At 31.5% G+C, this 16,169-nt stretch carries 14 protein-coding genes; 5 read left to right on the top strand and 9 right to left on the bottom strand.

Features of this window, described 5'->3' with window-relative positions; translation table 11 throughout:
- Positions 1-348: 348 nt before the first annotated feature.
- Positions 349-1,593 carry a GTP-binding protein gene (locus N5D90_RS06535; RefSeq protein ID WP_180906359.1) on the bottom strand — a complete coding sequence of 415 codons (1,245 nt, stop codon included), beginning with the start codon at positions 1,591-1,593 and terminating at the stop codon, positions 349-351.
- Between the two features lie 266 nt (positions 1,594-1,859).
- On the opposite strand from N5D90_RS06535, the gene N5D90_RS06530 reads away from it, so the two are divergent.
- A complete protein-coding gene (locus N5D90_RS06530) occupies positions 1,860-2,981 on the top strand; it encodes a metallophosphoesterase (protein ID WP_347881107.1) in 1,122 nt (373 codons plus the stop codon).
- 102 nt (positions 2,982-3,083) lie between these two features.
- Positions 3,084-3,401: a GNAT family N-acetyltransferase gene (locus tag N5D90_RS06525; protein ID WP_280061966.1), complete on the top strand. Its 318-nt coding sequence runs from the start codon at positions 3,084-3,086 to the stop codon at positions 3,399-3,401.
- 82 nt (positions 3,402-3,483) lie between these two features.
- Here the strand turns inward: N5D90_RS06525 and N5D90_RS06520 are convergent, their stop codons facing one another.
- Positions 3,484-4,752: a dicarboxylate/amino acid:cation symporter gene (locus N5D90_RS06520; RefSeq protein ID WP_280061965.1), complete on the bottom strand. Its 1,269-nt coding sequence runs from the start codon at positions 4,750-4,752 to the stop codon at positions 3,484-3,486.
- Positions 4,753-4,890: 138 nt separating this feature from the next.
- Positions 4,891-7,578, bottom strand: coding sequence for a PD-(D/E)XK nuclease family protein (locus tag N5D90_RS06515; protein WP_280061964.1), 2,688 nt, complete (start codon positions 7,576-7,578; stop codon positions 4,891-4,893).
- Between the two features lie 123 nt (positions 7,579-7,701).
- Between N5D90_RS06515 and N5D90_RS06510 the strand changes: the two genes are divergently transcribed.
- Positions 7,702-8,370 carry a CheR family methyltransferase gene (locus tag N5D90_RS06510; protein WP_280061963.1) on the top strand — a complete coding sequence of 223 codons (669 nt, stop codon included), beginning with the start codon at positions 7,702-7,704 and terminating at the stop codon, positions 8,368-8,370.
- Positions 8,371-8,420: 50 nt separating this feature from the next.
- On the opposite strand, the gene kbl is transcribed toward N5D90_RS06510, so the two are convergent.
- Positions 8,421-9,620: a glycine C-acetyltransferase gene (gene kbl / locus N5D90_RS06505; RefSeq protein WP_280061962.1), complete on the bottom strand. Its 1,200-nt coding sequence runs from the start codon at positions 9,618-9,620 to the stop codon at positions 8,421-8,423.
- A gap of 95 nt (positions 9,621-9,715) precedes the next feature.
- Here kbl and N5D90_RS06500 point away from each other — a divergent pair, with 95 nt between their 5' ends.
- A complete protein-coding gene (locus N5D90_RS06500; RefSeq protein ID WP_280061961.1) occupies positions 9,716-10,630 on the top strand; it encodes a GNAT family N-acetyltransferase in 915 nt (304 codons plus the stop codon).
- 110 nt (positions 10,631-10,740) lie between these two features.
- On the opposite strand, the gene N5D90_RS06495 is transcribed toward N5D90_RS06500, so the two are convergent.
- From N5D90_RS06495 to queA, 5 genes are read right to left on the bottom strand one after another with little or no spacing between them, the layout of a single operon-like run.
- Positions 10,741-11,079: a hypothetical protein gene (locus tag N5D90_RS06495; protein ID WP_280061960.1), complete on the bottom strand. Its 339-nt coding sequence runs from the start codon at positions 11,077-11,079 to the stop codon at positions 10,741-10,743.
- Positions 11,080-11,137: 58 nt separating this feature from the next.
- Positions 11,138-12,070 carry a polyprenyl synthetase family protein gene (locus tag N5D90_RS06490; protein ID WP_407932347.1) on the bottom strand — a complete coding sequence of 311 codons (933 nt, stop codon included), beginning with the start codon at positions 12,068-12,070 and terminating at the stop codon, positions 11,138-11,140.
- Positions 12,071-12,126: 56 nt separating this feature from the next.
- A complete protein-coding gene (locus tag N5D90_RS06485) occupies positions 12,127-13,080 on the bottom strand; it encodes a hypothetical protein (protein ID WP_114999979.1) in 954 nt (317 codons plus the stop codon).
- A gap of 12 nt (positions 13,081-13,092) precedes the next feature.
- Positions 13,093-14,142, bottom strand: a complete 1,050-nt coding sequence (rlmN, locus tag N5D90_RS06480; protein WP_280061958.1) for a 23S rRNA (adenine(2503)-C(2))-methyltransferase RlmN — start codon at positions 14,140-14,142, stop codon at positions 13,093-13,095.
- A 7-nt stretch (positions 14,143-14,149) separates the two neighbouring features.
- Positions 14,150-15,199 (bottom strand): tRNA preQ1(34) S-adenosylmethionine ribosyltransferase-isomerase QueA, encoded by a 1,050-nt coding sequence (gene queA / locus N5D90_RS06475; RefSeq protein ID WP_038336356.1) that lies wholly within the window; start codon positions 15,197-15,199, stop codon positions 14,150-14,152.
- Positions 15,200-15,357: 158 nt separating this feature from the next.
- Between queA and N5D90_RS06470 the strand changes: the two genes are divergently transcribed.
- Positions 15,358-15,942, top strand: coding sequence for a TlpA disulfide reductase family protein (locus N5D90_RS06470; protein WP_280061957.1), 585 nt, complete (start codon positions 15,358-15,360; stop codon positions 15,940-15,942).
- Positions 15,943-16,169 lie beyond the last annotated feature (227 nt).

Genomic DNA, 16,169 nt, shown 5'->3' with positions numbered 1-16,169 from the left:
GACTTGTTTTTAATGTCTGTCAAGAGGATTTTATTACAAACAGACTTGTTTGTAATGTTTGTCAAGAAGATTTTATTATAAATATACCTGTTTGTAATGTCTGTCAAGAAGATTTGATAACAAACAGACTTGTTTATAATGTCTGTCAAGAAGATTTTTTTACAAAGAGACTTGTTTATAATGTTCGTCAAAAAGATTTTATTACAAACACACTTGTGTTTGTAATTAACCGAGCCTTTAGGAAAGGACAAGTGAATTTGGTAAATGAAATAAATCTGTTTTGATCTTTTAGAATAAGAATGATAAGAAAAATAGCCTTATTTCAAATCGAAATAAGGCTATTTTATTTTAATTATGTTTTGCTTGCCATTCTGCAATTTCTTGCTCATTCAACAAACAAGAATTTAATTCTTGTGTAACTTTTTCCTTATCCAAACCTTGTCCAATAAAAACAAGTTCTATCATTCGATCTCCCCATTCTTTCGACCATTTGGCGTCAATCGTTTTTTGGTTAAATTGATACGCTGCAAACTGAATTCTTTCGTCATACGGCATCGAGCACCACCAAGCTCCCGCAGGATCAATTCGGATACTACCACCAGCTTGACTCAAGAAAATAGCTTCATCAGGACGATTTGCTAACCAAAATAAACCTTTCGAACGGTAAATAGTTGCAGGGAAATTATCATTCAAATACGTTAAAAAACGTTCTGCATGAAATGGAATTTTTTGTCTGTAAACAAAAGAAGTCATTCCATATTTTTCTTCCAAATGATCGTGATGTTCGTGCGTACAATGTTCGCCACATTCGTGATCATGGTCGTGATGATGATGGTGATGTTCCTCTTTTTCTTGCTCTTCTAATAATTTTACCCAAGCATCCATATCCTGAATTTTCTCAAAATCAAATAAATTGGTATTCAAAATTTCAGTTAATTCAACGTGAGAAAAACTAGCAGGAATTATTTTAGCAGAAGGATTTAATTTAGTCACAAACGCTTCAATATTCATCAACGTTTCTTCTTCAACCAAATCCATTTTATTTAGAATAATCACATTCGAAAATTCAATTTGATCGATTAAAAGATTCACAATCGGACGATTATCTTCTCTATTTTCTGTAAAACCACGATCAAAAACATCTTCATCAGTTCCTAAATTTTTGAAGAAATTATAAGCGTCAACTACTGTTACCAACGTGTCTAAACGTGCAACTTTTGGCAAATCAATTTTACCATCTGGCGAAACAAAATCCAATGATTGCGCAATAGGACCTGGATCGGAAATACCAGAACTTTCGATAACTAAATAATCATATTTCCCTGATTGCGCCAACTTCTCAATTTCAACAATCAAATCTTCTCGCAATTCACAACAAACGCAACCATTGCTCAATTCAACCAATTTTTCATCCGTTTGAATTAAATCATTTTCGCGAGAAACCATTTGAGCATCAATGTTTACTGCGCCCATATCGTTCACGATAACTGCTACTTTTAGTCCTTTTTTGTTGTGTAATATATGATTAAGAAGTGTCGTTTTTCCGCTTCCAAGAAATCCAGAAAGTACCGTTACAGGTAGTCTATTTTTCATAATTTATGCTTAAAAATATGCTACAAAGTTACGTTTTTATCACGCAAATTTTTGTGTAGAATCATCTATAAATTTTATAATGTTCTGTTAAGAATTTGATGAAAAGTTATTTATGTGTGGAAATGTTTTATTTTTGTTAAAAATCAATCAAAACAATGTTTACCAATAGTGTTATCACGCTAATAATTATTTCAATCGTACTTGAAATTTACCTGTATTTTAACTTTAAAAAATTCATTCAAAACAAATATATTCTTTTCGGGAATATGCTTTTGTGGCTACTTGTTTTGGGTAATTTTGGATATAATTTAATCTTTTTTGATCGTAATGTTGGTCAAACGCAAACGACAATGTGGGCAACAGGTTTGTTTATGTTGTTTGGTTTTCCGCGATTGATTATGTTTCTATTTTTTCTTGTTCAAGATATTTTTAGAGGATTTGGTTGGCTATTTAATCGTGCAACAAATCATCCAACAAAAGAAGATTCTTATTTACCTTCTCGCCGAAAATTTGTGATGACTTCTGGATTAACAGTGGCTTCAATACCTTTTTTTAGTTTGATTTATGGGATGACTTTAGGAAAATATAATTTCAAAGTAATCAAGAAAAAATTGGCGTATCAACGTTTACCAAAATCGTTTGATGGTTTCAAAATCTTACACATTACAGATATTCATTCGGGAAGTTTGGATAATCGTGAGAAAATAGAATATGCTGTCGATTTAATTAATCAACAAGAGTTTGATATATTATTATTTACGGGAGATATTGTAAATAATTTTCATTGGGAAATGGACAAATGGTACGATGTTTTTTCGAAAATAAAACAAGCACCGCATGGAAATTTTGCAGTGTTAGGAAATCATGATTATGGTGAATATTCGGATTGGAAAACGGAGGAAGAAAAGCAAGATAATTTTGAGAAAATCAAAGCGATTTTTCCTAAGATTGGAATGAAATTATTATTAAATGAAAACCGATTTATTACAAAGAATGGTGAAAAAATTGCGTTAATTGGCGTTCAGAATTGGGGAACACGATTTAAGAAATTAGGAGATATTGACGCAGCTTCGAATTATGTAAATGCAGAGGATTTTAAAATTGTAATGTCACATGATCCTTCGCATTGGAACGAAATTTTGAAGAATCATCCCAAACATTTTGACTTGACTTTGTCTGGACATACGCATGGAATGCAGTTGGGAATCGAAGTTCCGAAAATTGGTTTGCGTTGGAGTCCTGCGCAATATGTGTATCCGCAATGGGCAGGATTTTATGATTTTGAAGGAAAGATTATCAATGTAAATAGAGGATTTGGTTATCACTTTTATCCCGGCAGAGTAGGAATTTGGCCAGAAATCACGTTAATAGAATTGAAATCAGTATAAAATAGTAGGAAAAGGCAATCAAAATTTTTGGTTGCTTTTTTGATGTAGATCAATTCTTAAAACAGATTTTTATCGGATTATTGTTATATAAAAAGAAATAAGATGAATGAAGAATTAATTCCTTTACAGGTTGTAAAAAATGAATCAACTTCTCGCTTTGAACTGAATGTTGATGGATACATCGCTTTTATAGATTATAAACAAGAAGATGATATCATCAAATTGATTCATACCGAAGTTCCAGAAGAATTAGGAGGAAAAGGCGTTGCGGCTGCTTTGGTTGAAAAAACATTGGTTTATTTGGAGGAACATAAAAATCCTTTGTTTCCGTATTGTCCTTATGTGTATGCCTACATCAAAAAGCATCCGGAATGGAAACGAATTGTTCATCCTAAATTCCCTAAATATAACGAATTGTAATCGGTTAACGAATGAGATTATAACAAGAAATGCGACCTTTATCGGGTCGCATTTCTTGTTATATTTTTGAAAAGCAATTTATTTAAGCTTTGTGATGATCATCATTGTGCGTATATGTTTGTTCAATTGCGACGTGTCCTTCCCATTTATCAACCGCAACAGTCGATAAAGCATTTCCAAGAACATTCGTCATCGAACGTGCCATATCACAGAAATGGTCGATAGGTAAAATCAACGCAATTCCTTCTGGTGGAATTCCAAACATCGAACAAGTTGCAACCACTACAATTAATGAAGCTCTTGGCACACCTGCAACACCTTTTGATGTAAGCATTAAGACCAATAACATCAAAATTTGTTTCTCGATCGGCATGTGAATTCCATAAACTTGCGCGATAAATAGTGACGCAAACGTCATGTACATCATCGATCCATCTAAATTGAAGGAATATCCGAGCGGTAAAGTAAACGAAATAATTTTCTTTTGAGCTCCAAATTTTTCTAATTCTTCAACTAATTTTGGGAAAACGGCTTCTGATGAAGTTGTAGAGAAAGCGATTAATAAAGGCGCTTTGATATGTTTTAATAAGTCGATTACTCGTTTTCCTAAGATGAAATATCCAACCAAAATTAAAACAGCCCAAAGAAGTAAAATACCAATTACAAAGGCGATTAAATATTTAACATAAAGTAAGAATATTCCGAATCCGTACGTAGCAATAGCAGCAGAAATAGTTCCTAAAACTCCTAATGGTGCAGTCCACATTACGTATCCAACCATGATTAAAACGATATGCGAAATTTTATCTAATGCTTTCGTAATCATTTCGCCTTCTTTTCCATAAGCTGCCATCGCGACACCAAAGAAAATAGAGAAAACAACGATTTGTAAGATTTCATTTGTTGCAAATGATTCGAAAACAGATTTAGGAATCATATGTGTAATGAAATGCTCTAATGTAAGCGAAGCTTGACCTTTTAATAAATCTTGAGCAGAACTTGAATCGATTTCAATATTCAATCCTTCTCCAGGTTTCATTACATTGATAACAATAGCACCAATCACCAAAGAAGTAAGAGAAGCTGTGATAAACCACCCCATTGCACGTCCACCAACACGTCCAACCATTTTCATATCACCCATTTTAGCAATACCAACTACTAATGTTGAGAAAACTAAAGGCGCAATAATCATCTGAATAAGACGAATGAAAATAGTACCAAGAAGTTTTATGTTAGTAGAAAATGTTTTAATAAATTCTGGCGAGGTATTATAATGTACATATCCTCCAAGCGCAACCCCGATAAGAAGGGCAATAATAATAGCTATAAAAAGTTTATTGTTTTTCATTATGCGATTTTAAACTTTTCCAAAACTACTATTTTTTAGCAAATTATTAAGAATATAAATCAATTTATACACCAAATTAAATATAAAACCCTTTGTATGTAGTGTTTACAAAGGGTTTTCTTTATAGTGTATTGAGTACTATTCTGGCTGTTTGAACGGAATTTCTTGATTTAAAATCTCTTCGATTAATGTTGACATTGGTGAGGTGGAATTTTCGACAATCGAATAATCGATGGTTGTATTTTTATCAACCGAAAGTTTAATTAAATCTTTATTTGGAAATTTGATTGGATAAATACACAATTCAATGTCTTTAGTTAAGTTCTCTTTGTCTGCATAAAATAAATGTGCGTAGAAAATTAATTGTAATTGTTTCGCTTTATCTTCTTTTTGGTAAACGGTTTCTATTTCTTCGGTTTTTACCGAAATATCTTTCGCATAACCAGTTTTGTAATCAATAATTCGGATTTGATTATTGACAGAATCTATTCGGTCAATTACACCTTTTAGCTTTACAATTTTGCCATTTGTTAGTGTAAAATCAACTTCGTGCTTGCTTTCCAAAGCTCGAATTACAAATTCATTTTCTTTTGCAGTAGTCGTATCTTTAGAAAGAACTCCATCTACAATTCGTTCTGCAATTTTATAAATCAAATAATTTGGACCTTTATCCAAATGTCCATCTTTATATTCTTTGCTGAAATGTTCTTGTAAGGTTTTATCTTTTATTTTTTCGATATTTTTGAAATCATTTTCATGCAAAATATGCCCAATATAAGGCGTGTACAAATCCTCCAAAGCGCCGTGTACAATGTTTCCTAACGTTCTTGCACTTACAATTTCTTCGGCTTCTTCGACTTCATTTACATTAAAAACACGTTGCTCATAAAAATCTAACGGATTGCGTAAATAGGTAGAAAGTGAAGAAGGTGAAATTCCATATTCAGCCCAATTTTGAAGCTTAGTCATTGTTTCATCAGTTTTTGGAACAATGATTTCTTTCAAAGGTTTTGTGACAAAACTTGGTGCGGCAAAAGTTTCTTTTACTTCGTGATTACTTTCAAATTTGATTTGAGCCAAAAAGCGAGATTTTTCTCCAGAACCCATTCCATCAGCTTCGGTATCGTACACGAAATAAGCATTTTTTGCACGCTGAATCAAACGATAAAAGTGATACGCATAAATAGAATCATTTTCTGTAAATGTATTCAATTTCATTTGTTTGCGAATATCGTACGGAATAAATGTATTGTTTTGTCGTCCCAAAGGTAAAATTTCATCATTTACAGAAGTCATGATAATATTATCGAAATTCAATAAACGAGTTTCCAATAATCCCATCAATTGTAAACCTTGCAAAGGCTCTCCAATAAAGGAAATTGTCTCGGAAGAAACGATTTTATTGTACAATAAAAATAAGGTTCTATAATCTTTGATATCATCAACACTCAACAAATTTTCGTGCAATTGATTGAAAACTTTTTTGAAAAAGAATAAATATTCTTTCATCAACAAATCGTTCATCGAAGGATGATGCAATAAATCGTCTGTCCAATTTTTTAGATGATGAATAAACTCAGTGATACTTTTCGGAATATGAAAAATAGATTTAAAGATTGATTCACCTAAGGCATTTTGAATAGAGTTTTGTGAATTAAATATTCTATTCTGTAATCGAATATCTCCAATTAATTTTCGACTTTCGTCCGTGCTAAAAAGAGATAATGTTTTATTTTCAAGAATTTGTAAGACATTTTTGAAATAAAACATGGTTCCTTTTCCTAACTTCTCCCGATTCATTTGCAACTCAAAAATTGATTTGAAAAATTGCGCTAACGGAACCGAACGTAACGGAATTCCCATCGAAATATTAAGATGCGTGATATTTTCGGGTAAAGAATTGAGAATTGCAGGTAAAATAGATTCATCAGCTAAAATTAAGGCGGTATTTTTTATTTCATCTTCATTGAGATTCCTAATTAAATCTGCAATATATTTTGCTTGTCCAACTTGTTTTGCAACACCAATTGTTTGCAAATTTTTTGGCTTCGAAAATTCATCAACCACCCAATTTATCGGTTTTATTTTCTCTTTATATTTACGAAGAAAAGAACCCGCTTCCTGATTTGGATTTTCGTAATAATATTTATCTGCATCAAAATATAAAGTGGCTAAATTCTCTTTTTCTAAACGAAAAATCAATGCTTGTTCTGCTTTTGTCAACGCATTAAATCCAGCAAAAACATAATGTGAAGTTCTATTTTCAACAATTTCTTCAACTTTTTCGCTCGCAATTCTGAAAACCATTCCAGCATATCCTTCTTTCGAATCCAATAAATCTTGTTGTAACTGAAAATATAATTTCGAAACAATTCCCCAAAACGTTAAGTGATTTTGAATGATTTCATTTTTCCCAATCTCAATTTTTCCATCTCCCCATTGACTAATTCGTTCCACCGAAACCAAATAGTCTAAAACTTTATGTGCAGGCTGCAAAGAAGCATCGATATCATCAAAATCTTTCAAAACAGTTGGTCCCCATTTGATAAAATCTTCGAAAGAATCAGGTTTGTCAACGATTTTTTTATAAGCTTGATACGCTTTGAACCATAGATTAATTCCAGAAATAATTTCTAAACCAGAAAGTTCGCTCATCAATTCTTCAATACTTTTCATTTGTGGAAGAATGATATTTTGCGCTTGACGCTGAAATTCTTGTTTGAAGAATAACATCGGACGTTTTCCTGGTAAAACTAAAGTGGTGTTGATAAAGTTTTTTTGATTTTGGACTAAATCTTTTACAACATTTTCTATGAATTGAGCCATTTTGAAATTTTCTTTCGTTGAGTTGTTGTAAAAGTAAGGATTTTGAGAGACAATTTGTGGCGTTTAAAAATTTATATACTTTGAAGAATTTGATTACTTTTATACTAACCAATCTATAAAATAATGCTAATTGAAGAATCAATTTGGATCGGAGAAAAAATAAATAATTTATCTTCTAATTCATATCCAATTTTAAATGTAGGCAGTTCTACAAAAGAATACAGAACAAATCGACAAAGTCATATTCAGAAAAATATATTCAGTTTAGTTCCAAATGAAGCTGAAAATGTAATTCATCTAGATATGAAATCTGCTGATGGAGTGGATTTGGTAGGAGATTTATATGATTCAGCTTTTTTAGAGGAAATTAAAAAATATAAAGTGAAATGTATTTTGTTCAATAATGTGTTGATGTATATCGATCAAGAACAACGAAAAAAGCTTTGTAAAATATTGTATGAAATTTTGGAGAAAGATGGTTATTTAATAGTAACCAATTCTTTTATTTTTCCGCCAGCTCCAGATCCGGTAGAGAGTTACTATAGACCAAATCCATCTAAATTATATCAAGATTTATTTCAAAATTTTGAATTGGAAGATGCTAGAGAAATTACAACAGGATATAGTTTTTATCAACAATTAAAAGATAAGCCCAAATTAATTCCGATCAAATTAATTCGAATTTTTCTTCCTTTTTATAAATTCCAAGATTGGAGATTTATGATGAAGTATTATTTGAAATATTTTAAGCGAAATTATTCCGCTTCTTGTTTATTATTACAGAAGAAATAAAAAGCCATTTCAGATTTCTGAAACGGCTTGTATATAAAGATTAAGAATTCTTACTTAATCACTCCTAATTCTTTACCAACTTTCGTAAAAGCAGCAATTGTGTGATCTAATTGCTCTTTTGTATGTGCAGCTGATAATTGTACACGAATACGTGCTTTATCACGAGGAACAACAGGGAAAAAGAATCCGATTACATAAACACCTTCATCTAATAATTTGTCTGCCATCACTTGAGATAATTTTGCATCATACAACATAACAGGTACAATTGCAGCATCACCTTCTGGAATATCAAAACCAGCAGCAACCATTTCTTTGCGGAAATATTCAGCATTCCACATTACTTTATCACGTAAAGTTGTATCATTTTCTAACATTTCTAACACTTGTAAAGCAGCACCAACAATTCCAGGAGCTAAAGAGTTAGAGAATAAATATGGACGAGATTTTTGACGTAACATTTCGATGACTTCTTTTTTACCAGAAGTAAATCCACCCATTGCACCACCTAAAGCTTTACCTAAAGTAGATGTAATGATGTCTACACGTCCCATTACTTCGTTGTGCTCATGTGTTCCACGTCCAGTTTTTCCAATAAAACCAGTTGCGTGAGAATCATCAACCATTACCAAAGCATCGTATTTATCAGCTAAATCACAAACACCTTTCAAGTCTGCAACGATACCATCCATAGAGAAAACTCCGTCTGTTACAATAATTTTGAAACGATGATTTTTTTCTGAAGCAGCAATTAATTGAGCCTCTAGATCAGCCATATTATTGTTTTTATAACGATAACGAGCAGCTTTACATAAACGAACACCATCAATAATAGAAGCGTGGTTTAATTCATCAGAAATAATCGCATCTTCTTCTGTAAACAAAGGCTCAAAAACACCACCATTTGCGTCAAAAGCAGCAGCATATAAAATCGTATCTTCCATTCCTAAGAAATTAGCGATTTTTTTCTCTAATTGTTTGTGTACATCTTGCGTTCCACAAATAAAACGAACCGAAGACATTCCGTATCCGCGGTCATCTAACATTTTTTGAGAAGCTGAGATAACGTCTTTATTATCAGATAATCCTAAATAGTTATTCGCACAAAAATTAAGTAATGTTTTACCATTTTCTAATGTAATTTCTGCACTTTGAGGAGAAGCAATGATACGTTCTTTTTTGAATAATCCTTGCTCTTCTAAATCATTCAATTGCGTTTGTAAGTAGTTTTGAAATTTATCGCTATACATAATAAATCACTTTTTGTTTTGATATGTTTCATACAAATATATATGTTTACGGTCATATTTTTCGTATTTTTGTAAGACATAAAAAATAATAAACAGTGTTTCTAATCATCATATTTAGTTTTCAGTTCTATTTCTTAGCAAAATTTTTCAAAAAGGATAAATTAAAAACGATTTTATCAGCAGTAGGATTATATATAGCGGGTGAAATTGCTTTTTCTTTTGTATTTGTTTTATTGTTTGCTTCAGGAATTATTGATATAGGTGTTAATTTTAATAGTTCATCTATGGATAATTTGATGGAAAATAGCCTTAAAATGAATAAATTTTTGGCCGAAAATTATGTGTCAATTGCTGTACAAGTCTTTTTATATATTGGAATCGGAATGTTTTATTACAATTCATTAAAACGTAAATGGACATTGCAAATGTTAGAAGGCGAAATTGATAAACGTAAAGATGAAATTCTACAAAATTTAGAAGTTAATCAAAAAATAAATCCAGTAAAATTAGATGTTTATCCGCATTTTCATACGGTTAATGAGAAAAATATTCATTTGGTTCAACCTTTGGCAAATGAGATTTGGAACGAATGTTACAAGGATTTATTATCGCAAGATCAAATCAACTATATGATTGATATGATGTATAATAATGATAAAGTAAACGAAGGAATTGCTAATGGAGATGTTTGGGAAATCCTGAAAATTGATAATGTTCCGTCTGGTTATTTACATTATAAATTAGATGAAAATAATACTGTTTTCTTATCTAAAATTTACTTGAAAGAGTCTAATCAAACCAAAGGAATTGGACAATTGATGTTGAATAGAGTTGTGGATTATGCGAAAGAAAAAGGCGCAAAAGCTGTTCATTTAACGGTGAATAAACATAATGCGAAAGCAATTCGTTTTTATGAGAAAAATGGTTTCAAGAATATGGAATCAAAAACATTTGACATCGGAAATGGATACATTATGGATGATTATATTTATCAAAAGAATTTAAATTAATAAATATTTAGAATAATATATGGAAGCTGTTACAATTTGTAGCAGCTTTTTTTATGAGTAATTTAAGAAGATTTTAATGAGATTTTTAATTGTAATATGATTAGATATGTTTATTCTATAATTAAACTTTTTATTAAAATTTTATTTCTAAAAATATGTAAAGATGTTTCACCTTTATTCTTGATAACTGAATCACCTATTTCGATAAATTGATTAGCATTTTCATAAGGTAAATAATAATCTGAATATTTTACTCTAACCATTAATCGATTTCCTCTACTTTCATATTTTGTATATATCTTTTGAACATTTCCTTTGTAATGAATTGTTTTATAGTACTCATAAGGAGAATAAGTTTTTGGAGAAAGAAAAAAATATGCAACAATACAACCTAAAAACAAAAGAGGAGAAAATAGTGAAATAGTAAGTATGATATTATCTTTTTTCATTTAAAAGCTTTACAATATCGTAATATACAAAAAAGGACTTCAATTAGAAGTCCTTTTGTTATTTTTCTCTTTCGATTACGTATTTTACCATGGTTTCCAATGAATTTCGAAATTCATTTTCGGGAAATTCGTATAATATATCTAAAGCCTCTTGGCTATATTGTTTCATCATTTTTTGCGTGTACTCAATTCCGCCATGATCTTTCACATACTGAATAATTTCTCGTACACGTTTTTTGTCATTGTTGTAACGTTTTACCGAATTAATCAACCATTTTTTGTCTTTTTCATTTGCTCTATTAATTGAATAAATCAACGGTAACGTCATTTTTTGTTCTTTAATATCAATTCCGACAGGTTTTCCAATGGCATTAGAAGTGGTATAATCAAACAAATCATCTTTGATCTGAAAAGCAATTCCAACCAATTCACCAAAGCGATGCATTTTCTTCGCAACTTCTTCCGAACAACCAACAGAACGCGCTCCAGCTTCACAACAAGCCGCAATAAGCGTAGCCGTTTTCATTCGGATAATCTCGAAATAGACATCTTCTGTAATATCAAGTTTACGCGCTTTTTCGATTTGTAATAATTCACCCTCCGAAATCTCTTGTATCGCTACAGAAACAACTTCAAGTAAATCAAAATCTTTGTTTTTAGTCGAAATTATTAAAGTTTTTGATAAAAAATAATCACCAACTAAAACTGCAACTTTATTTTTCCAGATGGCATTCAAAGAAAAGAAACCACGACGCAATGTGCTATCATCCACAACATCATCGTGTACCAAAGTCGCTGTATGAATAAGTTCGATAAAAGAAGCCGCACGATAAGTACGTTCTTGTACTTCGCCATTCAATTTTGCAGTCAAAAACACAAACATCGGACGCATTTGTTTTCCTTTTCTGCGCACAATATAATTGGTAATACGGTCAAGAAGCGAAACATTACTCTTCATCGATTCGAAGAATTTCTGTTCAAACAATTTCATTTCCTCCGCGATTGGAGCTTTAATCAAATCTACCGTGTTACCCAAAATTTAGTTTTTTAATTCGTAAAATTATTGATGCAATGTACAACCTGTTTTGCATAGAACCCTTTATAGTTAAATTCCTCTCCGCTAAAACAAATTTTGTTTTCAGTTGGCAAAACTGAAATCCCTTCCAATTGTCCCAACTGTGTCGTGAAGCCCAAAGGTAAACTTATTTTTTTAACTTGAGAAGTGAAGAATAACTGATTGTTATCTTTTGGCAAATCAAACCAACTGATAAAAGTTAACGCTTCTTTTGTGTAGCCCAATAGATAAATTCCTTTGGTAGAACTATTTACATTAGCATCGATATAAGCAGCAGTTACAGCGTAATTTGTAGGAAAAGTTTCTAACTTTTTGGCTGCGTGTTTTTTAGAAGAGTCAATTGGAATAACATAATGAGACGTTGCCATGTTTGACCATTCTTTTGTAAAAATATGCAATTGATTTTGGTAGACAAAAAATGCTTCTGCATCCCAATTTGTTGTCATATTTTTGAATTGAAAAGTTTCTTGTTCAGGATAATAAAATTCTATCTTTTCAGCTTTTAGTTGCTGATAAGATTTTGAATAATCGATGTTTGATTTCTCGATAAAATAAATGGCTAAATCTTTTCTTTTGCCCAAATTATTTCCAAAATCAGCAAAATAAATTCGATTATCATCCGAAGACATTTCTTCCCAATCGATATTTGGAGTATTTGTGATGAAAATAGTATTGATAATTTCACCTGTTTTTGCATCAAAACGATACAATTCTGGTTTGGAATCAGAATCGTTTAAACCCCAAAAAGAAGCCACATTTTTATCTTCTTTTTCATATTCTAAAGTCGAAATTTCGTTCAAAGTAGGAGGTAAGTTGATACTTTCCATTTTATAATCATCAATAGAAATTGTATCGATGTTTTCTACTATTTGCGCGAAAGAGAATTTAGTTAGAATCAAAAATAAAAATATGGCTAAATATTTCATTTGATTATTTTTTTAATCATTTCCAGTTTTATTGGCTAATTGTCCACAAGCAGCATCAATATCTTTTCCGCGACTACGACGTACATTTACCACAATATTGTTGGATTCTAAAGCTTTGATATAATTGTTCACAGCTTCTTCTGATGCTTGTTTATAGATTCCGTCATCAATCGAATTATATTCGATAATATTTACTTTAGAAGGAATTTTTCGACAGAATTTTACCAATGCATCAATGTCTTCTTTTTTGTCATTAACACCACCCCAAACAATGTATTCGAACGTAATTCGTAAACCCGTTTGTTGGTACCAATATTGAAGACTATCCATTAAATCCGTCAACGGAAATTTAACAGAAAAAGGCATAATTACATTACGAACTTCTTCTCGAGCTGAATGTAAAGATACCGCAAGGTTAACGCGTAAATCTTCGTCAGCGAGTTTTTCAATCATTTTAGGAATTCCCGAAGTAGAAACTGTAATTCTTCTTGGCGCCATTCCCAATCCTTCTGGCAACGTGATTTTTTTGATGGCAGAAATTACTTCGTTATAATTTAACAAAGGTTCTCCCATTCCCATAAATACGATGTTGCTTAATGGACGATTGAAATAACGTTTACTTTCTTCATCGATAATCACAACTTGATCGACGATTTCGGCAGCTGTTAAGTTACGCATACGTTTTAATTGTGCTGTTGCACAAAAAGTACAATCCAAGCTACAACCAACTTGCGAAGAAACGCAGGCAGTTGTGCGAGAATCAGTCGGAATTAAAACAGATTCCACAACGTTACCATCATGAAGCTTAACTGCATTCTTGATGGTTCCGTCGTTAGATTTTTGTAGAAGATCAACTTCAACAGGTTGAATTTGGAAAGATTCTCCCAATTGCTCGCGAAGAGCTTTTGAGATATTTGTCATGTCATCAAATTGATGCGCATTCTTTTTCCATAACCACTCGTACACTTGTTTTGCGCGGAATGATTTTTCTCCAATTTCTTTGAAATAATCTTCAATCTCAGCTTGTGAAAGCTTTCGTATGTCTTTTTTTGTTGTATTCAAACTTGTCTTATAAGATTAACATTGCATCTCCGTAAGAGTAGAATTTGTATCCTTCTTTTACAGCTTCGTTGTATGCTTTCATTGTTAAATCGTGACCAGCAAACGCAGAAATCATCATGATTAATGTAGATTTTGGCGTGTGGAAGTTTGTAATCATACAATTTGCAATAGAGAAATCATATGGAGGGTGAATAAATTTGTTTGTCCAACCATCAAAAGCATTTAAATGACCATCTGCAGAAACAGAAGATTCGATAGAACGCATAGAAGTTGTACCAATCGCACAAACTTTTTTCTTCTCATCAATTGCACGATTTACAAGATCAGCAGATTCTTGAGGAATAATAACTTGCTCAGACTCCATTTTGTGTTTAGATAAATCTTCAACCTCTACAGCCTGAAAAGTTCCTAAACCAATGTGTAAAGTCAATTCAGCAAAATCAACACCTTTAATTTCTAAACGTTTTAATAAGTGTTTAGAAAAGTGTAAACCAGCTGTAGGTGCAGCAACTGCTCCTTCGTGTTTTGCATAAATTGTTTGGTAACGTTCTGCATCTTCTGGTTCAACGTCACGTAAAATATATTTTGGAAGTGGAGTTTCTCCTAATTCTTTCAATTTTGCACGGAATTCTTCGTAAGATCCATCAAATAAGAAACGTAAAGTACGTCCACGAGAAGTCGTATTGTCAACAACCTCTGCAACTAATGTATCATCATTATCGAAGAATAATTTATTTCCGATACGGATTTTACGCGCAGGATCAACCAAAACATCCCATAAACGAGTCTCAGCATCTAATTCTCTTAACAAAAAAACTTCGATTTGAGCACCAGTTTTCTCTTTGTTACCCATTAAACGAGCAGGAAAAACTTTCGTATTGTTACGAATCATTACATCTCCTTCGTCGAAATACTCGATAAGATCTTTAAATTGTCTATGTTCAATTTCTCCGGTGTCACGGTGAACAACCATTAAGCGAGCTTCGTCTCTGTTCTCAGAAGGACGATCTGCTAAAAGTTCTTCAGGTAAAGTAAAGTCGAAATCGGAGGTTTTCATTTTCATAATTGTACAATTTTTTGCAAATATACGATGTCAGATACCCCTTTGTCAAGTGAAATGAGGTATTTTATGAAATTGCTAACGTTTAAATGTTTATTTTTGACAAAAGACTTATAGATATTATCAAGTTTTTTAATACTTATTTGAAAAATAAAATGAAAACGAACCTACTCATTTTGTCCGCTATTTTTACACTTTTTAGTTGTAATAAATCCGAACAAAAAATTGAAGAATCTGCTGAAATAGAAAAGATTGATTCTGTTGCAAAAAAACAATCTCCAGAATCTGAAATTCCAAAAGAATTGATAAAAGCTCCTGATTTTTCTTTGGCTGATATCAACGGAAAACGATTTGATTTATCAGATTTCAAAGGAAAATATGTGTATATGGATATTTGGGCAACATGGTGTGGACCTTGTAAAGTGCAAATTCCTTTTATGAAAGAATTGGAAAAACAATTTCATGATGCACCAATTCATTTTGTAAGTGTTTCTTTGGATAAATTAGAAGATAAGCCAATTTGGGAGAAAATGGTGAGAGAAAATCAGATGTCTGGTGTGCAGTTATTTGCTGGAAGAGAAGATAATTTTGGTTTTGATTATAAGATAGAATACATCCCGACTTTTATTATTTTAGACAAAGAAGGAAATATTATGATTGATCGCGCACCTGCACCGATGGATTATCAAACAGGAGAAATCAATCAACAATTGGTTGATATTTTCAAAATGATGAAATAAAGAAAAAATAGTTTTTAAAAATGCCTCTAAAATTATGCTTTTTAGAGGTATTTTTTTTTATTAAAATCAAAAGCATGTAAGTTGATATTTTTTTAGTTTTTTTTAATGTATGTAGATTTATTTTCTTAAATATGTTTTAATAAGTTATTAAAATGGTGTTTTTATTGATTATTTATTAAATAATTTCGTTTATTTTTTTTCGTATTGATATTAAAAATGTATGTTTG

Source organism: Empedobacter sp. GD03797 (assembly GCF_029842105.1).
GTDB lineage: Bacteria > Bacteroidota > Bacteroidia > Flavobacteriales > Weeksellaceae > Empedobacter > Empedobacter falsenii_C.
Note: the sequence above shows the minus strand (reverse complement) of the source record. Positions and strands in the feature narration are given on the sequence as shown.